This window comes from Pedobacter sp. B4419 (assembly GCF_059693725.1).
This window is the reverse complement of sequence record NZ_JCASSL010000002.1, coordinates 882188-905257: the sequence shown is the minus strand read 5'-3', so window position 1 is coordinate 905257 and position 23070 is coordinate 882188. Positions and strand designations below refer to the sequence as shown.

Genomic DNA, 23070 nt, shown 5'->3' with positions numbered 1-23070 from the left:
CAAAGGCAAGTTTGCGATAGAGAACACAACTTGTATTAAACTTAGTGATGAATTGATATAATGAAACAACTATTCGTTTTAATTTTCGTTTTTTTCGTGATCATAAACAAAGCACAAAGCCAACAGGTCATTCCGCTTTATAATGCCGCTATTCCAGGGTCGAAAACACCGCCTGCCGATTTCAAGGAAACTTCAGAAACGGGGACTGACGGCATATTGCGCATCAGCAAGGTAACCGATCCTACGCTCACCGTTTATACGTCCGCAAAGGCAAATGGAACTGCTGTAATTATTTGCCCGGGTGGCGGTTATAGCATTTTGGCTTTCGAAAAGGAAGGCACTTTGGTGGCCAAGAAATTCGCCGAATTAGGCATTACCGCCTTTATACTTAAATATCGTTTGCCAAACGAAGCCATCATGGTCGATAAATCATTGGCACCCTTGCAAGATGCCTTGCAGGCCATCTACCTCGTTAGAAAAAATGCCGGCGTTTGGGGCCTTGATCCGAATAAAATTGGCATCATGGGCTTTTCTGCAGGTGGACATTTGGCTTCTAGCCTAAGTGTTCACTACAACGACATGAAGGTAAACAACCAGGAAAACATCAGCCTAAGGCCTGATTTTTCGGTGCTGATCTATCCGGTGATTAATTTCGGACAATACGCGCACGCAGGTTCGGTTAGAAGCCTCTTGGGCGATGAGCCAACGCCACAGCAGCGCCGTTATTTTTCTTCGGAGCTCCAGGTAAATAGCGCTACGCCACCTACTTTTTTGGTGCATGCCAATAATGATGGCACGGTGCCGGTAAAAAACAGTCTGCTTTACGACGAAGCTTTAGCCAGAAACAAAGTTCCAGCCGAAATGCACATTTACCAAGCTGGTGGCCATGGCTTTGGCTTATACAACAAAACCACCAAAGAAGACTGGTTCGAAAGCCTAAAAAGCTGGATGCAACAGAATAAATGGCTTTAAACAAGTGAGGTTTTGGAGCGCATTGTTCTTCGCGTTATTAAAGTCTGTCCAGCTTTTCGCTGTATCTTTTTGCCTAAGCAGCAAAAAAGGATGTCGCTACAATCTGGGCTATCTGACTTTGGCCTGTGCAAAATAGAGCAGAAGAAACGATTGTTTCCTAAATCTGACTGAAACCACAAACCGATTTAAAATTTCTTCGGGATAACCGCGGTAGCCTCTATTTCGATCAACAAATCGTCTCTATAAAGCCCACTCACCTGAACCAAGGTACTGGCTGGTCGTTGCTTTACATTGATAAATCGGTCTCGAACGTCTCTGAGTGTCGACACCTGAGAGGCATCTAGCATAAAAATACCGATTTTTACCAAATCGTTCATAGTGCCGCCAGCATCCTCCACAATTGCTTTGATATTGGTGAAAACCTGTTCACTCTGTTTGGCCAAATCGCCTTTGCCAACTAGATTTCCTTGTTTATCCAAGGCAACTTGTCCAGAAATCAGTAGCATTTTGCTGGTGCCTAAATCTATTTCGACCGCATGCGTGTAGCCTTTTGGAGTAACAACCTGATCAGGATTCCGAAATTTGACTACAGGAGTAGCATTTTGAGAAAAAACCCAATTTGAGCTGAAAAGAAAGATTAGGATGATTAGTTTTTTCATACGATTTAACTATAAATGAGAATAACCCGAAGAGCAACTCATGCTAAGTTACAAATTGAAAACAATTGCGATGTAATTTTAAATTAATATATTTGTAGCCAACAGTTTAGCTGTAAATACTTTAAATTTAATGCTCGCATCTACCCAATCCATGATCAAAAATTTTAGAATAATTATGGTGGCTACAATGGCCATTTTAAGCATTTTTGGCTGTGCCAAAGAAATCGATTTTAGCCAATTGCCAGGTGCTGGAGGAGGCGAAGAGACAGGTGGAAATGCAGGTGATTGCAGGTTAAGTAAGGTAGCTGCAGATCTTGGTGATGCAGGTGGTTTCGATGCAGAATTTACCTATGATGCAACAGGAAGGTTAACAAGAAGTACAAGGAACTTCAGATTTAAGAATTTTAGCTATAGTACAAATAGAATAGAAACTGTTGACCAAGACGATGAACGTGCCCAGATTAATTTGGTAAATGGGAGAGCTGAATCTAGCACAGTCGTTAATTTTGTTGACGGCAATGGTGTAACCAAAGACCTGACTAGAAAATATACCTATGATGCCGAGGGTTATTTGACACTGATTGAGTGGTATGAAAATGGAGAATTAAATTCCAAACACGAATTAGCTTATACAAACGGTAATTTGGTGCAAATCAAGTCAACTTTCGAACAAGAAGGTCGGACAGCGTTGACCACTTTCGAATATTCAACAGAGCTGGCAAAAGATGCCCGTGTTTATGAAAGATTTGATCCTATCTATATGCTAGTAGATTATTGCCCGGGAAATTATTTTGGTAAAGCATCAAAAAATGTGCTCGTCAAGTCAACTAGCCTTACTACATACACATCAAGCGGAAATAAGGTAAAAGACGATATCACTTTGTATACGTACAAATACACTAAGACTGGAAAGCCCGGACAAGTAACAACGAACATTGCCGTAAATAACTACTATTTGGATGGGACTAAGGATTCTTCTTCTTTTGTGTTTATTTACAATATGACTTATTCTTGCAGATAATCCGAAAAACTAAATGTCATTTTCAGACAGGATATCCTGCAATTCTTTTAACTCGTCTACTTTTTCGGTAGCGCCAAGGTTTTCGTAGGCCGAAATCAGGTTGCGGATAATGCGCCTGATGATTTCTGTATTGCTGCAAGGCGAATAAAAGCCCGGCTGCGGTTCTAAATTAAGCTGGCGCAGAAATTGGTCTACATCATGCTTGCCAAAAATAGCGCCCTTGTTAAAGGCATTGATGTAAAAAAGTACGCCATATTCCTTTTCGGCATTGCCTTCGTCTATGTAGCCTAATATGAAGTGCTGTGGCAGGTTTACACCATAAACAGGTATATCCAGCTTCTGTGCCAAGGTGGCATAAATAATGGCCAAAGAAATCTGGTTGCCTTTTTTGCTTTCCAAAACCTGGCTCAGGTAAGAATTCTGCGGATCGTGATGGTTTTTGGTGTTGCCACTAAAGCCATATTGGTTGTAAAACACATGATTAATCAGCTTCACTTTTTCAATAGAACTCATTTCGTATTGCAGGCCCACCCATATTTCGCGCTTAATTTCTTCGATCTGGTTGATGAGCTGCTGCTCGTCGAGATCGGGATACTGGTAACGGTTGATCACAATGGCACCTTGCAACAAATCAAAAGCGCCGCTCTGGTACCATAAATTAAGGTCTTCTTTTACGCTGTTGAATTGAATGGTGTGCACCAGGTTTTCAATGCGTTCCTGTAATAAAGTGTTGAGCGATTGTTCCCAGGCGCTTTCCAGATAGTTGATCACCTCGTTGCCGTATTCGAGCAGGCGTTGCTGTACATGCAGGTACACCTCCTCATCAGGATCGTCTAATAATTTGACAAGTGCGCTAATTTCTGCAAGATTTTCCATTAATGTGCAATTACAATTTCTGTTTGCTTATTTTTGTGGCTATGGTTTTTACATTTATCGTCGATTATCTCAAGCATCGATTAACTGCCAAAAGCAGACACGGTACCCATTCGCCTTTTGTGTATAAGCTCGCTGATGAGGTAATTTACGACTTTTCTGCGAAAGAAGCATATAAGCGCATAGAAGCGCAGCGAAAAAAACTTTTGCATGACGATAAGCTGATCACCGTAACCGACCTCGGCGCAGGATCGCACCTCAATAAAAACCGTACAAAAAAGGTGAGCCAGATTGCCAAGAATGCGCTCAAAAACCCAAGGCTTGCCCAATTGATCTATCGTTTGGTGGCCGATCAAAAACCACGCAATATCATCGAACTAGGCACCTGTTTGGGCATTACTACGGCTTATTTGGCCGAAGCACAGCCTACAGCCAATCTATTGACCATAGAAGGTTGCCCTGAAACTGCCGCAGTTGCCTATCAGAATTTTAATGAACTGGAACTGAAAAATGTGGAACTACAGGTTGGCAATTTTAACGATTTGTTGCCAGCAGCTATTGAAAATGCCGATCAGTTGGATTTTGTATACATTGATGGCAACCACACCGAAGAAGCCACGCTGAATTATTTCAATTGGTGCCTGCCTAAGCTACATGAGGGCTCATTGCTCATATTCGACGATATTTATTGGAGCGAAGGCATGAAAAATGCCTGGGCAACCATTCAAAACCATCCTGATGTAACCGTAACCGTAGATCTGTTCTGGATCGGGCTGGTCTATTTCAGAAAAGGACAAGCCAAGGAGCATTTTAAGTTGAAGTTCTAGTCAACAGTCAGAAGTCGGAAGTCCGGAGTCCGAAGTCTAGGGAGTTGCCCAATTTTTTGTCATTCCGACGAGAGGAGGAAACTGCATTGAGAAATTTCCTTTACAGATCCTTCGCTTTGCTCTGGATGATGAATTGAGCGTTCAAATTTCATAACCCTCTATTTAGTAGTAATAAAATTATTATCCTGATTATCAGTTAATTAATATTAAAAACTGATTTTTTAGTTGTATAACTGAAAAATCAGTTGTAAGTTTAGGTTATGGAAGAATTAACCAAAACAGAAGAGCGCATCATGCAGGTTTTGTGGAAACTGGAAAAAGCGTTTGTTAAAGATATCATCGAAGAGCTCGACGAAGAGCCAAAGCCGCCTTACAATACCATTTCCTCGATAGTAAGGCTATTGGAAAAGAAAGGTTATGTAAACTACAAGGCCTATGGCAAAACCTATGAGTATTTTCCAAGCATCAGCAAGGAAGACTATACCAAAACTACCTTCTCGAAAATGTTTTCAGGCTATTTCGATAATTCGCCGGCCAGCCTGCTTTCTTTTATGGTAAAGGAAGAGAAGCTGAGCGAAGCTGACATTGAAGAATTAAAAGCATTGATCAATAAAAAATCCTAGCTATGGAATGGTTCATCTATCTCTTAAAAGTAAGCGCCTGCTCGGCCCTGTTTTTCGCCTTTTATTTAGTGGCGCTCAGGAGGCTTACTTTTTTTAAGGCCAATCGTTTTTACCTGCTGTTTAGCTTGTTGCTGAGCTTTGTTATTCCAGCCTTAAATGTAGAGGTAGAAAAGGTGTTGCCACCAATTGTTTTGCAGGCAAGCGAAGTTTACTCGGTGGCACAGGCACAGCCCATTGAGCAGGTTCCTTTGGTAGCTCCTCCAACAACAGATTGGTCTCTTTGGCTAAGTTCTTTGTACACGATTATTGTATTTGCACTTTTGGCCTTGGCCCTATGGCGCCTGGTTCAATTGCTGAAACATACCAATAACTACAATCGCATTGATGGCTTAAAACTGATCCATAAGAATGATGGCTTTACCAATTGCTCTTTTTTCAATTATGTATTTATCGATCGGAAGAATTTAACAGAAGAGGAAATCGGTCTTTTGCTTAAGCACGAAGAAGTACATGCCAAACAATACCATTCGGTTGATAAACTATTGTTGCTTGTTGCAAAAGCGGTGCTGTGGTTTAATCCAATCATCTATCTCTACAATAAAGAACTGGAGCAAATCCACGAATATGAGGCAGACGCATCAACCTCTTCCAACTTTGGAACACTGCCTTATGCCAATCTGCTCCTAAGACTGGCCATTCAGGAATACAGCGATCCCCTGGTGCATAACTTTGTGAAAAGTCCGATTAAGGAAAGAATAAAAATGTTATACCAATCAAAATCAAAAAACATGAAAAAGTTAAGTTATGTATTGGCACTGCCAATAGCAACTGGACTGGTTTGGGGCTTTGCCGTAAACGTGGTCTATGCCCAAGAGAAAGTAATCGAAACCAGAACCGTGCCTGTAAAAGAGGTACCTGCAAGCAGAGTTAAACAAGTAAGAGCGGAGAAGCTTACTTCAAAAAACGATGTGTCAGTAAAAGAAACCAATGGCAGGGCAACGGTAGCAGGCGTTGAAGTCAGCGCGGTGAACGATGTTGTGATACAAGCTAGAGGAATTGCAACCAATAATCAACAAGCGACTACAGTAAGAGATTTTACAGTTAGGAGCTTGGGAAGCACAAATAAAGTAACAGGTATTCAAAGCGATGTAGCGGTTATTGGTAATGCCAAAGGTACCAATGTAACAAGCGGTGTAAGCGAAGTAAGGATTGCAGGCGTTTCGAGAGATGTAAATTCAATAGCAGTAGCTGGTGTACCTAGCGAATTTAGGGCTACCGGAGCACGCACCATTAATGATGTAGTAATTGCAGGCCGTTCGGAAGGTATAAGCGGAACCCAGGTAAGAACGGGTATAGCCAGAGGTGGAAATGCCGTAACCGTTAGTGGCATTACTACCAAGATTGCAAGCCTAGGTACTGGCAGAACGATAAACGGAAATGCCCTAACGATTAAAGAAGAAGGACCTTATTTCCAAAGGTATTCCCAAATGGGCGATAATGGCCAAGAAGAGGACATTGTTATGCTCAGAACAGTTGTGGGAAGCTCGGCATCAACCAATATTCCGAAAAACGGTAAAGTAATGATCTATGTAAATGGAATTGCCTATTCAGAAAGCCAGGCACAAAATATAACCAAGGCTATGATCGAAAGATGCAATGAGGTTTCTGTATGTGATAAAGAAGCGTCAGATTTTGCCAAAAGATATCCTAGCCTGGTAGGCAAGTATGATGCGGTACTGGAATTAAGAACCAATAAATAATTAATCACTCTCCACATGATCTACCTGCTTAAAGTTTGCATTTGCTCGGCCGTATTTTTTGGGCTTTACGTATTGTTTCTCAAAAAACTGACTTTCTTTAAGGGAAACCGCTTTTACCTGCTGTTTACCTTGTTGCTGAGTTTCGCTATTCCGGCATTGCAATTTACCATTGAGCAGGAAGTAGACCAGATTGCCCTTGCAGATCAGGGCTTTATATTGAAAGGTGCTCCGGATGGTGCATCAGGTATCCAGACATTTCCTCTCATTGAAACCCAAAACCAATTGGATTGGAAAAGTCTGGTGCCTTTTCTCTATGGTACAATCGTAGCTGGATTGTTCTTGCTTATGCTTTGGAGAATTGTGAGGCTCTTGCAACATGTTGGTAAAAACACCGAGCGCCTCAACGGATTAAAACTGGTGGCCAAGCAAACGGGTTTTACCAATTGTTCTTTCTTCAATTATGTTTTTATTGATAGAAATAGCCTCAGTGTCGAAGAACTGGCCATTTTATTAAAGCATGAAGAAGTGCATGCCAAACAGCTGCATTCGATAGATAAGCTCTTGCTAATGTTGGCCAAAGCGGCATTATGGTTTAATCCTATTATCTATCTCTATGATAAAGAATTGGAGGAGGTGCACGAGTATGAGGCTGATGAAGCCACTTCTGCTAGCATTGGCGCCAAACACTACGCCCACCTCTTGCTCAAGTTGGCCGTAGCCAAAAGCGCAACTCCCCTCATTCACAATTTTGTGAAGAGCCCAGTTAAGGCGCGAATTAAAATGTTGTTTAATACAAAATCGAAACAAATGAAAAAGGTGATGTATTTGTTGGCTGTTCCAGTGGTGTTAAGCCTGGTTTGGGGCTTTACAATAGATGTAGTAAAGGTTTTTCCAAGCATGAAAGTGTTTTCGAGCGCTAAGGTTGAAGCAGAGAGTCCAAAAAGTATAGCAAATGATCTCCAAAAAAACGAATTGGATAATAAGGCCAAAACTAAGACAGTTCCTCCTTTAAAAACGACAGATACCGCCAAACGCAAATTGCCGAGACTGATCTCCTCATCACTCGCACGGGTTGATACCAAATTAAATATCAGCTATATCAAAAAAGGAGTAATGGAGATATTTGGAAGCATTTTAGAAGCTGACGATATTACATGGGATGCCCAAAATGGAATAGTAACGGCAGCAAAAGCAAGCTTGAAGACAGGGGATGGTTCTGTTATTACGAGCAAAAATATGGTATTCGATTTGAACAAGGGAACCTATCATGCGGTTGCACCATCAGGTAATGTTGAATCAAATCCAATCGAAACCGTAGACCTGATGAAACACCTCAAATATTATGCAAGCGATTCGATCAGAACATCTAAGATTGATGGTATAATGACCTTATACGGCAATGCCAAAATAGAAATAGATGGCTTTATCTTAGAGGCAAAAAAGATAGAGCTAGATAAACTGAAAGGCACAGCTCGAGGTTATGAAGCTGTTATTACCATGCCCAATGAAGGTAGTACAAAGGCTAAAGAAGTTTCTTTTGACCTAAGGACTAAACAAGGAGTTCTTATCGGAGTGCAGAAGCAATAATCGCTAAGCCAAAATGATGTACTTGTTGGCATTCTTCACTAGCGATCAGAGAGCTGGTCGCAAACAGGGGTGTTAAATCTCCCGATAAAATCAATAAACTTATTCACCTGGTTTATAGGTGCGCTCCGCATTTTTGACCACATCTTCCTTGTAAAACAACACGTCTTTAAAGTGGCCCTTGCTGTACATTAAAGCCTGGTCGTTAAAATGCTTAGAATTAGGGTCGCCACTATTGCCTCCGGCCAATACAGATTTGGCCCTAATTCTTTTTCCAAATTCTACAGCGCACACAAAACTGTTGCCACTGTTGCCATAGCGTTTATTGGTTTTAAACATGTTGCTCCTAAACGAAGGCAGCTGCCCCCACATGGCCGAGCCAAAACCTACAGGCAAGCTAGGCGCATTATCGTCGTATTTTTCATTAACGGCACCTGTTAAGCGTTGGAAACGGTTGATTTCGCCCCAAGCAACCTGCCATTTGCCAAAGCGCTTGTTCAGGTCGGCAATAGTAGCCTTTAAAGGATTTAACAAGTCATTCGAACGGGCACTGGCGGCAAAAGCCTTGGTATTTTCTACTTGATCTCTTTCGCCAGGATTGATATATACTTTTTGGATATTCATGTTGAGGCGTGGTGCCCATTCCATGGCCAAGGCGGCGGCTTCAGAAGTTTCGCCAGAGCGGTAATCCCAATTCTTTAACAAGGCAATAGGGGCTTTTAACTCTTCCAGTAAAGGATCGCTTTGTGGCAATTGCGCATAAGCCTTGAGCAGTGCCGGTACCAAAATGTCGAAAGCAGGCATATAGGTGTCGTATCCGGTGGCAATCACCTTTTCTAAGGTATATTTTTGGGGTTGGCTCAGTAAGCGAACAGCGGCAACCCCTCTAAAGTTTTCTCCATCAGGTGCCATGTAGCTTGGGTAATTGGCCTTAATCGGACTGTCTTTCCCGGCTACGGTAAATGGTGTAGAATTGCAGTTTTGCAACCAGCCATTTGGCGGATTGTAAACATGTACGCTTTCCTTCACTGGATGAAGTCCTTTCCATGCCGTGGCCGATGTAGAACCGTCAACCACGGCAGCCCAGTTGTAGCTTGGATTTCTGATCGGAATAAAGTTTCCATGCCAATAGGCAATATTGCCCTGCGCATCGGCGTAAACGGTATTGTTAGAAGCATTGGCTTTCAGGTCCATCGCTTTCTGGTAATCTTCAAAACTTTTAGACTTGGTGCGTACCCAGCTTTGGATCAGGCTTTGGGTGTTTCTGTTTTTTGATTGCAAGCTGATCCATTTGCCATCTCGTATAGCCATTACCGGACCGTTATTGGTAAAATAGGTCGTAAAGCTTTTATGCTTTAAGGCATCGCCGTCTTTATAGCGGAGATCCATCTTCTTGATGCCTACGGGATATTTCTTTTTGTCGTATTCGTAAAATAGGCCTTTATCTGTTTTGGTGATTTTTTCGGCATACATATCTGCAATGTCTACATTGTTTGAGGTATGCATCCAGCCGCAATGCTCGTTAAAGCCCTGGTAAACAAAAAACTGTCCCCAGGTTACGGCACCATATACATTTAAGCCTTCCTCGCTTTGCATTTGTACTTCTGGTCTGAAGTAAAATGTAGTATGCGGATTGATATACAAAATGGCATTGCCGGTTTCGGTAATGGATGGTGCAAAGGCAAAACCATTCGAGCCGCTTTGCTGATCCTTGATTACAGGAACGTAGGCAGTAGGGCTATAATCGCCAGTGTAGAATTTTTTGAGTTCCCCTATGCTTAAATCTGCGGTATTGATGGCGCCAATACTCCCGTCTGTCCACAATAAAGCATACCAAGGCTTAAACCGATGGAGCAAGGCTGGTTTTACTTGCGGATTTTTATAGAGGTAGTAGTTAATCCCGGCTGCATAGGCATCCAACAGCTTTTTGAGCCAAGGCTGTGTCTTTTGGTAATCAGCAATGGCTTCGGTAGTGTCAATCAGCAAACGGATCTGCAAATCGCTGAAAAGGTCTTTTTCTCCATTCACTTCCGCCAACCGGCCCAATTTTTCGATGTAGTTGAGCTCTACGCGCTTAAAATCGTCTTCGCATTGGGCATAAAGCAAACCAAAAACCGCATCGGCATCGCTTTTTCCGTATACGTGTGGTATGCCCCAATTGTCTCTGATAATGGTTACACGCTTGGCTTGGGTCTGGTAGGCACCGATTTCGGCAGGCGTAAATTTCTGCGCCCAAAGCTGTAAGGGCGCTAAGAACAATAGGAGATACAGGTAACGCATAAGGGTTTGGTTAGAATCTTTTTAAACTTACGAAGTTTTGCTTTACGGAAGATGTAAAATGTAAGATGGAAACCAGTTATCAGTTTACGGTTCTCAGTTATCAGTTTATGGTTCTCAGTTTGCAGTTGCAGGTTTTCGATCGGACTAATCGTTATTGCGAACGGAGTGAAGCAATCTTTCGAGATGAGATTGCTTCGCCGATAAATCGAGCTCGTAATGACGAGTTGATGAATGAACTATTGAACCAATTAAAATGCTTCAGCCAAGCTGATGTAAAAGCCGCTTTGACGTTTTTCATTGGCTTTTTTCTCGCCAATGCCGTAATCTAAACGAACGCTTAGGCCTTTAGCCGTATCGAAGAAATAACGGCCGCCTAAACCATAATTTGGTTTCATGTCGCGGAGAGAAAAATTACCGTTAGAGAAAACCCTGCCTCCGCCAACAAAAGCCACGATGCCGAAACGGTTCATAAAGCGATAGCGCAGTTCTGCCTGTGCGGCCAATAGGTTTTCATCGCGGTAGCGACCGGTATAATAGCCACGCATAATTTCGTCGTTGCCCAGTTGTGGCAATAAATAAAACGGCGTTTTAGAGCCTTGAACCGTATGGTAAAGGCCTTGAACACCCAGTACCACTTTAGGTGCCAGCGACCAAAAATTACGGATGTTTACCTTGATTTGGCTTCCTGTAAAATCGCCACCACCAAATAGGTCTGGCGCATATTGATAGGTTACACGGCCAAAAAAGCCTTTGGTAGGATAATTATTAGAGTTTCGGGTATCGTAGCTCTGCGAAACGCCTATAAAAACAGCCGATCCGCCAGCTCTATCGTATAAATTGCTTGCGGTGCTGTAAATGCCGCCTGTTTCCTTATCGCTAAAAGTATAGTTTTCGAAGCCGAGCGAAACTCCGGTATAGGCATTCTTGAAAAAAGTTTTTTCGGCGTCTAAATTGATTTTGATCTGTTGCTGCACCAGCTTATCCTCGTCGGTTTTTTGGGTATTGTTGCCCAATCCGAAGAAGTTGAAAGGCATTTTTTTAAAGCGGATATCGCTAATGAAATGATATTTGTTGCCTTTGCTCCAGGCATCGCCCTTAATGGTAAGGTTATAGGTTTTTTTGGTAGAGTAAGAGGCCGTGCCCGAAAAATTGGAGCTGCGGTTGGTGGTGTCTTTTCGGTCTGTGTAAAACGAATAGATGGCACCCAATCCGAATTCAAACCCTGTTTCCTGTGCGTAGCCCAATACTGGTACGGGCATGAAACTGGCCTTGCGGGTAGTGTCTTTTTCGTTAGACAGCATTCTTTTAATCAATTTCATTTGTGCATGAGCACCAGTTCCAATCGCAACGAACAGCAGGAGCAGCAGAGTTTTTTTCATCACCGCAAATGTAAAGAAATCAGGTGATAGTCAATAGTCCATGGTCAAGAAGCCAAAATCGAAAACAATTAATCAGTTGGCAGTTTTCACAAGTCGTTATTGCGAAGAAAGAAGTGATGAAGCAATCTTTCTAGAGATGAGATTGCTTCGGGCCATCAAAGATCGGCCTCGCAATGGCGAGTCGACTAATGAGCCAATGAACAAGTGAACCAATGAACTTTCTTATAAAAACCTTACTTTTGCAGGCAAACCATAAAAAGATAAAAATGAGTACTACAAGAGGACCGATATCAAAATTCATGGAGACTAATTATCTTCATTTTAATTCGGCAGCGATGATGGATGCCGCCAAAGGTTACGAAACCCACTTAGCAGAAGGTGGAAAAATGATGATTACCCTTGCTGGTGCCATGAGTACCGCAGAATTGGGTATTTCATTGGCCGAAATGATCAGACAAGACAAAGTGGCCATCATTTCTTGTACCGGCGCCAACCTGGAAGAAGATATCATGAACCTTGTAGCGCACTCACACTATAAACGCGTGCCTAACTACCGCGATTTAAGTCCGCAAGACGAGTGGGATTTGCTAGAAAACCACTACAACCGCGTAACCGATACCTGTATTCCTGAAGAAGAGGCATTCCGTAGGCTGCAAAAACACATTTACGAAATCTGGAAAGGTGCGAACGACAAAGGCGAGCGTTATTTTCCGCATGAGTTCATGTACAAAATCCTGTTAAGCGGCGAATTGGAGCAATATTATGAAATCGATCCTAAAAACTCGTGGATGTTGGCAGCAGCCGAAAAAAACTTGCCGATTGTAGTACCGGGATGGGAAGATTCAACGATGGGCAATATCTTCGCTTCTTATGTAATCAAAGGCGAATTTAATCCTACTACCATGAAGAGCGGTATCGAGTATATGGCTTGGCTGGCCGATTGGTACGTGAAAAACAGCGAAGGCAAAGGCGTAGGCTTTTTCCAGATCGGTGGCGGTATTGCCGGCGATTTCCCAATCTGCGTAGTGCCGATGCTTTACCAAGATATGGAAATGGAAAACATTCCTTTTTGGAGCTATTTCTGCCAGATTTCGGATTCGACTACTTCTTACGGTTCTTACTCTGGAGCGGTGCCAAACGAAAAGATTACTTGGGGAAAATTAGATATCAATACGCCAAAATTCATTGTAGAATCGGACGCAACAATCGTAGCGCCACTGATTTTTGCATGGATATTAAAAATGTAATTATAAAAGCAAAATTTTTTCTGAAAAGATCAACTTTAAGGAATCAGCAGTTTTTTAAAAATTGCTGATTTTTTTGCTTCTAAGGCAGAAAAACCAATAATTTAGAATGATTATAAATTGTATTTCACTGTCATTAATATGTCATTGGTATCTTAATAAGTTTTACTTTTGTCGAAATCTTTTTGAATGGCTAAATGGCCAAAATCCAAAGGGATTTAAAATTTATTTCAATAAATAGCATAAAATACTCATTATGAGGAATATCTCATTAGTTTTTAGAAAAGTTTGGAAGTCTGCCCTGGTAGTGGCCGCCCTCTCTTTTTTAAATGTTGCGGTAACGCAAGCACAAGATGTAGTAGAAGGAAGGACCTTGTTCAAGGCTAAGTGTGCTTCTTGTCACGCTTTAGATCACGATAACACTGGTCCGGCTTTAACTCCTAAGGTTAACGAGCTAGACGAGGCGTTCTTGATTCCTTGGATCAAAAACAATGTGGCCTTAATTGCATCGGGCAACAAACAAGCTGTAGAAGCTTCTAAGTTCTCTCCTTCGGAGATGAAAACTTTCCCTGAGCTGAGCGACGATCAAATCAAAAGCATCATCGCCTATGCAAAAGCAGGAGAGCCTAAGAAAGTTGCTGACGTAGCTGTAGCAAAAGACGAAGGTGCTTCGGGCCTTTCAATTGCAGGTATCATTGGTATCATCATCTTGGCTATCGTTGTTTTGGTAGTTTTGGGCCGTTCGGTAAAAGTATTGGAGCGCTTAATTCTGGAGAAACAAGGTATCGATACTACAGAAGAAGAAACTGTTCCTTTGTCGGTTGGCGTTCGCAAACTGTTCAAAAACAAGAAATTCGTGTTCTTCTTTATCCTTTGTTTGGCAATTACCTTAGGTTCGTTCGGTTGGATGGGCATGTGGGATACAGGTGTGCACACGGGTTATCAGCCGGTACAGCCGATCAAATTCTCTCACGAATTGCACGCTGGTATCAACCAAATCGACTGCCAATATTGCCATACCAGTGCATTCAAATCTAAAAACTCTACCATCCCTTCATTAAACGTTTGTATGAACTGTCACAAGAACGTACAGGCTAGAACAGAAGATGGTCAGATTTCGCCAGAAATTCAAAAAATCTATAATGCTTTAGGTTATGATGCCGACAAGCAGACTTATGATAAAACCAAAGAGAAGCCAATTGAGTGGGTTCGTGTACACAACTTGCCAGATTTCGCTTATTTCAACCACTCTCAGCACGTAGTAGTTGGCGAAGCAGCTATCCGCAAGGAAAAAGGCTTAAAACCTACAGATCCTGTATGTTTTGCTTGTCACGGTCCGGTTAATACCATGGAAGAGATCTACCAGTATTCTCCGCTAACCATGAAATGGTGTATCAATTGCCACAAAGATGCTGATATCTCTGGCAAGAAAAACGATGCCTTCTATGCCAACATCATTGCTGCGCACGAGAAAATTAAAAAAGGCGAGAAAATTACCCCAGCTATGCTAGGTGGTTTAGAGTGTGGTAAGTGCCACTATTAATTAATAGAGTTTAGTAAGAACGTTCGATAAACAGTAATATAGCTTAAATGGAAAGCAATAAAAAATACTGGAAAGGCTTAGAGGAGTATAAAAATACCCCCGATTTTGTTGAAAACAACAAAAACGAATTTGCAGAGCCACTTCCAATAGAAGATGTTTTAAGTGAAGCAGGTTTAAGTACAGTTACCCCACGCCGCGACTTTTTAAAAGCCCTAGGCTTTGGTTTAGGTGCGGTAACCTTGGCGGCTTGTCAGAAAACGCCGGTACACAAATCAATTCCTTATCTAGTGAGACCGGAAGAGGTGGTGCCAGGTATCCCTAACTATTACGTATCTACTTATAAAGGTAACAGCGTATTGGTTAAAACGGTAGTAGGTCGCCCGATTAAAATCGAGGCCAATCCAAATGCCGGCGAATTCAACTGCGGTACCGATGCACAAGCGCAAGCTTCAGTATTGGATCTGTATGATGTATCTAAATTAAAACAGCCCTTGCTTAAAAAGCAGGAGGCAACCTGGGCTGAACTTGACGCTTTTGTAAAAGGCGAATTGAACAAGGCCCAAGCTTCTGGCAAAAAGATCCGTATCGTTTCATCAAGCTTAAACAGCCCTTCGGCTAAAGCTGTTGTTGCAGATTTTACGGCAAAATACCCAACTACTAAAAATGTACAATACGATGCGGTATCTTACACAGGTATCATCAAAGCCAACGAAAACAGCTTTGGTAAAGCCGTATTGCCAAAATACAATTTCGAAAAAGCAGACCTTATTGTAAGTTTTGCAGCCGATTTCTTAGGTACTTGGATCAGTGGCGAAGAGTTTACCGCTCAGTACACTGCCAACAGGAACTATAAATCATTAGAAAAAGGCAAAATGTCTCGCCACTTCCAGTTCGAAACTGGCATGAGCTTGACTGGTACCAACGCTGATACCCGTGTTCCGATCAAATTATCGGAAGAAGGTCCGGCTTTGATTACCTTATATAATGCAATTACCGGTGGTAATTTAGCTGGTGGTGCATTGCCTAAAAATGCAAATGCGGCTACAGCGCTTAAATTGGTAGCGGCTGAATTGTTGCAGAACAAGGGCAAAGCAGTTGTAGTAGCTGGCTCTAACGATGTTTCTACCCAAATCTTGGTAAATGCCATTAACGTTGCCATTGGCAGTTATGGTACCACCATCGATTTAGATAATCCTTGCAAACGCTATGAAGGCAATGATGCAGAATTTGCAGAATTGATCAACGAGATGAACAGAGGCGAAGTTGCTGCTGTTTTCTTCTTGAATTCGAACCCTGCCTACGATGCCATTAATCCTAAAGCGTTTACCGATGCTTTAGCTAAAGTACCTTTCAAAGTATCATTCGCTGATAGGGTAGACGAAACTTCTGACCTTTGCGAAGTAGTGGCCATTACGCCAAACTATTTAGAGGCTTGGGGCGATGCCAACAGCTACGAAGGCTACTATTCAATTGTACAGCCAACTATTAATCCAATATTCAACTCACGTCAGGCAGAGCAAAGCTTATTGATCTGGTCTGATGCAGCAGTTCAGGATTATTATCAATATGTACGCAACAACTGGGAGAAAAACATTTTGCCTAGCTTAGGTAAAACTTGGAACGAATTGTTGCAGACAGGTGTGATTGCTAACGCTCCTAAAGCTGCAGGCACTTATGGCTTCAGCTTGGCTCTAGATGCTGTTGTAGCTTCTATTTTGGCAAGCAGCAAAGCTTTGGATAACAACGATATCCAATTGCATATTTACGAGAACATCCCAATGCGCGATGGTAAGAATGCGAATAACGCTTTCTTGCAAGAATTGCCTGATCCGGTTTCTAAAGTAACTTGGGACAACTTTATTGCAGTTGCACCTAAACAAGCAGAAAAATTAGGCTACAAAGAGTTTGATTTGATTACGGTGAAAGGCGCAAACGGCTACGAAGTAGTGTTGCCATTGTTGATCCAACCAGGCCAAGCCATGGGTACAGCTTCGATTGCCTTAGGCTACGGACGTACCAAAGTTGGTAAAGCAGGAGACAACGTTGGTAAAAATGCTTTCCCTTTTGTAAGCTTCGCCAATGGCACTTTAAAATATGCAACTACAGCTAAATTAACAGCTGCAGGTGGCAGAGAAGAGTTGGCTCAAACCCAAACCCACTATTCTTTCGAAGGCAGAAACATTATCCGTGAAACTACTTTGAAAGATTACCTGAAAGATCCAGCATCGGGTTCGGGCAATCACCATAAACACAAAGTATACGATTTATGGACAACAGATAAATATGAGAAACTAGGTAATAACTGGGTAATGGCAATCGATTTGAATGCTTGTACTGGTTGCGGTTCTTGTATTGTTGCCTGTAACGTAGAAAACAATATTCCAGTTGTAGGTAAAGACGAAGTACGCAGACGCAGAGAAATGCACTGGTTGCGTATCGACCGTTACTATAGCTATGACCAAGAGCCTAGTGCAGCTGCAGAAGGCGCACATGGCCACGAAGAAGGTTCGAATGCAGTAACTAAAGAAAAAGAAATTGCTCATTTGAAAGAAGAGCAAATGAACAATGTTTCTGTAGTGCACCAGCCAATGTTGTGTCAGCACTGTGATCACGCTCCTTGCGAAACGGTATGTCCGGTATTGGCAACAGTACACTCGTCAGACGGCTTAAACCACATGGCTTACAACCGTTGCGTAGGTACCCGTTATTGCGCCAACAACTGTCCGTACAAAGTGCGTCGTTTCAACTGGTTCAACTACTGGAATGATTCACGTTTCGACAACTACTTGAACAACGAGTTTACTCAATTGGTATTGAACCCTGATGTAACTACCCGTTCGAGAGGTGTAATGGAGAAATGTTCAATGTGTATCCAACGTATCCAAGCTGGTAAATTAACTGCCAAAATGGAGAAACGTGCCCTGAAAGATGGTGATATCAAAATGGCTTGTCAAGAAGCTTGTTCTGCAAATGCGATTATCTTTGGCGACAAAAACGATCCAAACTCAGAAGTTTCTAAAGCATTGCGCAGCGAACGTATCTACTATGTATTAGAGGAGATCAACGTACAACCAGGTATTGGTTATATGACAAAAGTTAGAAATATAGATTCAGAAACTAAAAAAGCACACGCGTAAGCTGTACTTAGAGCAATATAAATTATGTCAGGACATAACGAATCAATTTTAAGAGAGCCATTAATTACCGGAAAAGACATCACGTATGCCCAAATTACGGATGACATTCTACTTCCGGTAGAGAACAAGCCTAACAAAGCTTGGTGGATAGGGTTTATTATCTCACTTTGTGGAGCAACGCTTTGGGTGGTTGCGGTAAGTTATACTTTTTGGTTTGGTATCGGATCATGGGGATTAAACAAAACCGTAGGCTGGGCATGGGACATCACCGGTTTCGTATGGTGGGTAGGTATTGGTCACGCAGGAACACTGATCTCTGCGGTATTGCTACTCTTCCGTCAGAACTGGCGTAACTCCATTAACCGTTCGGCAGAGGCGATGACGATCTTCGCCGTAATCTGTGCCGCTACCTACGTAGTATCTCACATGGGTAGGCCATGGTTGGCTTATTGGGTATTGCCATTGCCAAACCAGTTCGGTTCGCTTTGGGTAAACTTTAACTCACCTTTGGTATGGGATATGTTTGCCATCTCAACTTACTTCTCGGTATCCCTATTATTCTGGTACACTGGTTTATTGCCAGATATCGCTACCATTAGAGACCGTGCGGTAGGTATGCGCAAAAAGATCTATACCATCTTTTCATTTGGCTGGACCGGTAGCGTAAAAACCTGGCAGCGTTTTGAGGCCGTATCATTAATCTTGGCCGGTATCTCAACACCTCTGGTACTTTCGGTACACACCATCGTATCTATGGACTTTGCAACCTCGGTAATTCCGGGATGGCACACCACGATCTTCCCTCCATACTTTGTGGCTGGAGCGATCTTCTCGGGTTTTGCCATGGTATTGACCTTGTTATTGGTTGCCCGTAAAGTATTAGGCCTAGAGAACTATATCACCATGTTCCACATCGAATCGATGAACAAAATTATCATCTTGACAGGTTCTATCGTGGGTGTGGCTTATTTAACAGAATTCTTCATCGCTTGGTATTCAGGTTCTGAGTATGAGCAATATGCCTTCATCAACCGTTCAACTGGTCCTTACTGGTGGGCGTACTGGATGATGATGACTTGTAACGTAATTTCTCCGCAATTGCTTTGGTTCAAGAAAATCCGTACCAGCATTGCAGCAACTTGGATCTTGTCAATCGTAGTAAATATCGGTATGTGGTTTGAGCGTTTCGTAATTATCGTTACCTCTTTGCACAGGGATTATTTGCCATCGAGCTGGGCCATGTTCTATCCAACTTGGGTTGACGTGAGCGTGTTCGTAGGTTCGATCGGCTTGTTCTTTACCTTGTTCCTATTGTTCTTAAGGGTATTGCCTTCAATCGCTATTGCAGAGGTGAAACTATTACTGAAGAGCGCCAGTGAGCAAGCTAAGCTAGAGTTGATTAAAGAAGGTCATTTAGATAAAGAACAAGTACAAGAGTACGTAGAGTCTTTAGAGAAATTTGATAGTGTTAAACAAGAAGATTACGCAAAAATATAACAATGAGTAATATCAAATATATTTTAGGCAGTTTCGGCGACCCTGATGAAATGATGCACGGCATCGAGAAGTTGCAGGAAAACAACATCAAAATACATGATGTATATACGCCAATGCCTATCCACGGCATCGAAGCCAAATTGGGAGTTAAAAGATCTAGATTAGACATCGCCGCGTTCTTTTTCGGTATTACCGGAACGTTGACCATGCTAACTGGCGTTTATTTGGCTACCGTGGTAGACTGGCCAATCAACATTGGTGGAAAGACCCACTTTGCATTGCCAGATTTTATTCCAATTACTTTCGAGTTGACGATCCTTTTCTGTGCCTTTGGCCTAGTTGGATCATACTATGCTTCAACCCACCTTTTTCCGGGAAGAGCGCCAAGAGTAATGGACCTGCGCGCAACCAACGATCGTTTTATCATCGCCATTGATGCCAAAACAAATGCCGAGCACGAAAAAATAGACGAACTATTAAAAGGTGCGGGCGCTTTGGAAGTTAAGTATAATGAAAGGAAGTATATTAGCTATGAATAAGAAGAATATAGTTTACGCCACATTTATAGTGCTTGCTTCTGTGGTAATGCTTTCGGCCTGTAGAGACAAAAGAAGTACAGGTTTGGAGTATGCAAGAAATATGTATGATCCGATTGCCTACAATCAGGATCAGCCAAACAAGAATTTTGCCAACGGAGCTACAGCACAAACACCTCCGCCAAATACAGATCCTATCGGTTTTGTAAAGTACGAATATCCAAATACAAAAGAAGGATATGAGGCTTCTGCAGCATTGGTAAATCCATTGCCGTTAACCGAGAAAAACCTGTTGGAAGGCAAGCATTTCTTCACCGTATTCTGTGCGCCATGCCATGGCGACAAAGGAGATGGTCAAGGCCATATCGTAAAATTGGATAAAGGTATTTCTGGTGTTCCAGCTTACCACGGCAAAGATGCAGTATCATCTCGTGGTGGTGCAATGGCTACTATGCCTGCTGGTAAGATCTACCACACCATTATGTATGGTTTAAATGCAATGGGATCTCATGCTTCACAACTTACGCCAAGCGAAAGATGGAAAGTGGTGATGTATGTTCAACAATTACAAAAAATACAATAAGAAAAGCAGATATAAATGGGAACTCATCATTATAATTTAAGTGAACAATTTGAGTTTACAGGAAAAGTAAAAACCCTGAGCATTATCGGTATCGTCATCGGATTGATTACCATAGGCTACTACGGTTTTGTAAGCAAGGAAGAATGGGCTCACGAGCGTATTTTTGCTAACCTGTTGCTAATGGCATATTATTTTGCCTGTGTATGTATGTCTGGCGCTTTCTTTTTGGCCGTACAATACGTGGCACAAGCCGGATGGTCTGCATCGATTTTGCGTGTGCCTCAGGCCATGGCAAGGGTTTTGCCTATAGCTGTAATCATCTTATTGGTCGTAATCGGTTTGGGTTTATACAGCCACAACCTTTATCACCACTGGCATGCAGATGGCTTAACTGATCCTAATTCAGATAACTTTGACAAGATCATTGCTGGTAAATCAGCTTTCTTGAACGTGCCTTTCTTCATGTCGAGACAAGTAATCTTTTTAGGTACGTATAGCATCTTCGCTGTATTGTTGGCCAAATGGTCGGCAAATGAAGACTTGGAAGGCGGCTTGAATTCATACCGCAAAAGTTTCAAATACTCTTGTATATTCTTGGTAATCTATGGCTTTACCACTCCGGTATTTGCCTTCGATACCATCATGTCGTTAGAAGCACACTGGTTCTCTACCATGTTTGGCTGGTACAATTTCGCCGCCATGTGGGTGAGCAGCTTGGCCACTATCGCAGTAATCATCATTCTATTGAGAAAAGCGGGTTACATGAGCTGGGTTAACAATAGCCACTTGCACAACTTAGGACAGTTTATCTTTGGTTTCTCTATTTTCTGGACTTACGTATGGTTTGCCCAGTTCTTATTGATCTACTATGCAAACATGTCTGAGGAGACCGTATATTTCTACAACCGTTTTAACAACTACGAATCTTGGTTCTACATCAATTTGATCATGAACTTCTTGAGCCCGTTGTTGTTGTTGATGGATCGTGACAACAAACGTAGCGAGACTACCTTGTTAATCGTATCGATCATCGTGCTTTGTGGACACTGGGTAGATTACTATCAGATGATTATGCCGGGTGTATTTACAGAAGGTACAAAAGACGGTAGCGGTTTTGCCCTGCCAGAAATTGGAACTGCATTAGGTTTCTTAGGTTTATTTACCTTTACCGTAATGAGTACTTTGAGCAAAAGGCCTTTAATTGCGAAGAACCATCCGTTTTTACAAGAAAGTTTAAATCACCACCTATAACAGGTAACGATTTAGGAATATATAGATTAAAATAATAAAAGTACAGCGTACTACTTTTAAGAAAATGAGTTTAAAAAAATTAATAAGTAATAAAACAATGGCGGTGTTAGCAGCAATGCTTACTGTATTCTCAAATACCAGTGCGTTTGCCCAAGAAGCTGCCGCTGCCGCCGTGGCCAAACCTGTAGACATGGAGCCGGTTTATAAATCGACCCTGTTCTATGTATTGCTGTTCTTGCTATTGTGCTTATTCATTGCGATAGTAGGCAAGGCCCTCAGAGTATATGAACTAACGCGCGAAACCCAAGGCAAGGGCGAAGGCATCAACTGGAACAAGATCAACGGTGTTTTATTTGCCTTGTTCCTAATTGTTGGTTTGTATGGCGTGTATTGGGAATATACGGTTCATGGCAGCATGATCTTGCCAGATGCGGCTTCAGAGCACGGTAAAAAAATCGATCAGATGTTCAACATTACATTGATCATTACCACCATCGTGTTTGTTTTAACTCACATTATCTTATTTGCCTTCGCTTATTTTTATAAAAATACCGGCAAAAGAAAAGCTTACTACTATCCGCACAACAACACCATCGAGCAGATTTGGACTATCGTTCCTGCTTTGGTATTGACCGTGTTGGTATTGATGGGTTTCTTAACCTGGAGATCGATCTTCTACAAGATAGAAGACCCTAAAAACAAGCCTTTGAGCATCGAAGTAACCTCATCTCAGTTCCAATGGGATGTACGTTATCCTGGAGCTGATGGCGTAGTAGGTAAGAAAAGCTATAAATTGATCACGGCTTTCAATGCTTTGGGTATCGATTTCAACGATAAAAACAGCATGGACGATCAAATGGCTGATGAAATCGTATTGCCGGTTAACAAACCAGTAAGATTCATCTTAACCAGTAAAGACGTAATCCACAGTTTTTATATGCCACACTTCAGGGTTCAACTGAACACTGTACCGGGCATGACCTCTTATTTCGAATTTACGCCTACGTTGACTACTGAGCAAATGAAGGCTAAGACCAACGATCCTACTTTTAAATACTTATTGCTTTGTGCCAAAATCTGTGGTGCCAACCACTTTAACATGCAGAAACCAGTTAGGGTTGTAACTCAAGAAGAATACGAGGCATGGGTAGTTAAACAAAACCCTTACCTCACTAACGATTTGAGAAAAGCCTTTAAACTACCTGTAATTGAAGTGCCTGTAAAAGAGGCTCCTGCAGCTACAGATACCACTGCAAAAGATACAGCAGCGACCACAACAAATCAATTAGCAAAAAAATAAA

The 23070-nt window shown here is 42.1% G+C and carries 18 protein-coding genes; 14 read left to right on the top strand and 4 right to left on the bottom strand.

Features of this window, described 5'->3' with window-relative positions; genetic code table 11:
• Positions 1–96: 96 nt before the first annotated feature.
• The gene (locus tag AC570H_RS15485) at positions 97–972 is read left to right on the top strand and encodes an alpha/beta hydrolase (protein WP_497356404.1); all 876 of its coding nucleotides are present in this window, start codon (positions 97–99) and stop codon (positions 970–972) included.
• 185 nt (positions 973–1157) lie between these two features.
• Here AC570H_RS15485 and AC570H_RS15480 read toward each other — a convergent pair whose 3' ends face one another.
• Entirely contained in the window at positions 1158–1631 is a 474-nt protein-coding gene (locus AC570H_RS15480; protein WP_497356402.1) for a RidA family protein, read from the bottom strand.
• A gap of 151 nt (positions 1632–1782) precedes the next feature.
• Between AC570H_RS15480 and AC570H_RS15475 the strand changes: the two genes are divergently transcribed.
• Positions 1783–2652 carry a hypothetical protein gene (locus tag AC570H_RS15475; protein WP_497356400.1) on the top strand — a complete coding sequence of 290 codons (870 nt, stop codon included), beginning with the start codon at positions 1783–1785 and terminating at the stop codon, positions 2650–2652.
• Between the two features lie 9 nt (positions 2653–2661).
• Here AC570H_RS15475 and AC570H_RS15470 read toward each other — a convergent pair whose 3' ends face one another.
• Positions 2662–3528 (bottom strand): transglutaminase-like domain-containing protein, encoded by an 867-nt coding sequence (locus tag AC570H_RS15470; protein ID WP_497356398.1) that lies wholly within the window; start codon positions 3526–3528, stop codon positions 2662–2664.
• A gap of 41 nt (positions 3529–3569) precedes the next feature.
• On the opposite strand from AC570H_RS15470, the gene AC570H_RS15465 reads away from it, so the two are divergent.
• The 4 genes from AC570H_RS15465 (at position 3570) to AC570H_RS15450 (ending at position 8322) form a co-directional block, all read left to right on the top strand.
• Complete coding sequence (locus tag AC570H_RS15465) at positions 3570–4352, top strand: O-methyltransferase (RefSeq protein WP_497356396.1); 783 nt, start codon at positions 3570–3572, stop codon at positions 4350–4352.
• A gap of 260 nt (positions 4353–4612) precedes the next feature.
• Positions 4613–4975 carry a BlaI/MecI/CopY family transcriptional regulator gene (locus AC570H_RS15460; RefSeq protein ID WP_497356394.1) on the top strand — a complete coding sequence of 121 codons (363 nt, stop codon included), beginning with the start codon at positions 4613–4615 and terminating at the stop codon, positions 4973–4975.
• Between the two features lie 2 nt (positions 4976–4977).
• Positions 4978–6735, top strand: coding sequence for a M56 family metallopeptidase (locus AC570H_RS15455; RefSeq protein WP_497356392.1), 1758 nt, complete (start codon positions 4978–4980; stop codon positions 6733–6735).
• 15 nt (positions 6736–6750) lie between these two features.
• Entirely contained in the window at positions 6751–8322 is a 1572-nt protein-coding gene (locus AC570H_RS15450; RefSeq protein ID WP_497356390.1) for a M56 family metallopeptidase, read from the top strand.
• 99 nt (positions 8323–8421) lie between these two features.
• Here AC570H_RS15450 and AC570H_RS15445 read toward each other — a convergent pair whose 3' ends face one another.
• Together AC570H_RS15445 and AC570H_RS15440 are read right to left on the bottom strand one after the other, a co-directional pair.
• The gene (locus AC570H_RS15445) at positions 8422–10599 is read right to left on the bottom strand and encodes a penicillin acylase family protein (protein ID WP_497356388.1); all 2178 of its coding nucleotides are present in this window, start codon (positions 10597–10599) and stop codon (positions 8422–8424) included.
• A gap of 248 nt (positions 10600–10847) precedes the next feature.
• Positions 10848–11978: a BamA/TamA family outer membrane protein gene (locus tag AC570H_RS15440; protein WP_497356386.1), complete on the bottom strand. Its 1131-nt coding sequence runs from the start codon at positions 11976–11978 to the stop codon at positions 10848–10850.
• A gap of 266 nt (positions 11979–12244) precedes the next feature.
• Here AC570H_RS15440 and AC570H_RS15435 point away from each other — a divergent pair, with 266 nt between their 5' ends.
• From AC570H_RS15435 to AC570H_RS15400, 8 genes are all read left to right on the top strand, one after another.
• Complete coding sequence (locus AC570H_RS15435) at positions 12245–13225, top strand: deoxyhypusine synthase family protein (RefSeq protein ID WP_497356384.1); 981 nt, start codon at positions 12245–12247, stop codon at positions 13223–13225.
• Positions 13226–13478: 253 nt separating this feature from the next.
• On the top strand, positions 13479–14765 hold the full coding sequence (locus AC570H_RS15430) for a c-type cytochrome (protein ID WP_497356382.1): 1287 nt from the start codon (positions 13479–13481) through the stop codon (positions 14763–14765).
• A 47-nt stretch (positions 14766–14812) separates the two neighbouring features.
• Positions 14813–17902 carry a TAT-variant-translocated molybdopterin oxidoreductase gene (locus tag AC570H_RS15425; protein WP_497356380.1) on the top strand — a complete coding sequence of 1030 codons (3090 nt, stop codon included), beginning with the start codon at positions 14813–14815 and terminating at the stop codon, positions 17900–17902.
• Between the two features lie 24 nt (positions 17903–17926).
• A complete protein-coding gene (nrfD, locus tag AC570H_RS15420; RefSeq protein WP_497356378.1) occupies positions 17927–19399 on the top strand; it encodes an NrfD/PsrC family molybdoenzyme membrane anchor subunit in 1473 nt (490 codons plus the stop codon).
• A gap of 2 nt (positions 19400–19401) precedes the next feature.
• Positions 19402–19938, top strand: a complete 537-nt coding sequence (locus AC570H_RS15415; protein ID WP_497356376.1) for a DUF3341 domain-containing protein — start codon at positions 19402–19404, stop codon at positions 19936–19938.
• Complete coding sequence (locus AC570H_RS15410; protein WP_497356374.1) at positions 19931–20518, top strand: c-type cytochrome; 588 nt, start codon at positions 19931–19933, stop codon at positions 20516–20518. Before AC570H_RS15415 ends, AC570H_RS15410 begins: the two co-directional genes overlap by 8 nt.
• A gap of 15 nt (positions 20519–20533) precedes the next feature.
• Positions 20534–21769 carry a quinol:cytochrome C oxidoreductase gene (locus tag AC570H_RS15405; protein ID WP_497356372.1) on the top strand — a complete coding sequence of 412 codons (1236 nt, stop codon included), beginning with the start codon at positions 20534–20536 and terminating at the stop codon, positions 21767–21769.
• A 97-nt stretch (positions 21770–21866) separates the two neighbouring features.
• Positions 21867–23069 carry a cytochrome c oxidase subunit II gene (locus AC570H_RS15400; RefSeq protein ID WP_497356370.1) on the top strand — a complete coding sequence of 401 codons (1203 nt, stop codon included), beginning with the start codon at positions 21867–21869 and terminating at the stop codon, positions 23067–23069.
• Position 23070: the final 1 nt, after the last annotated feature.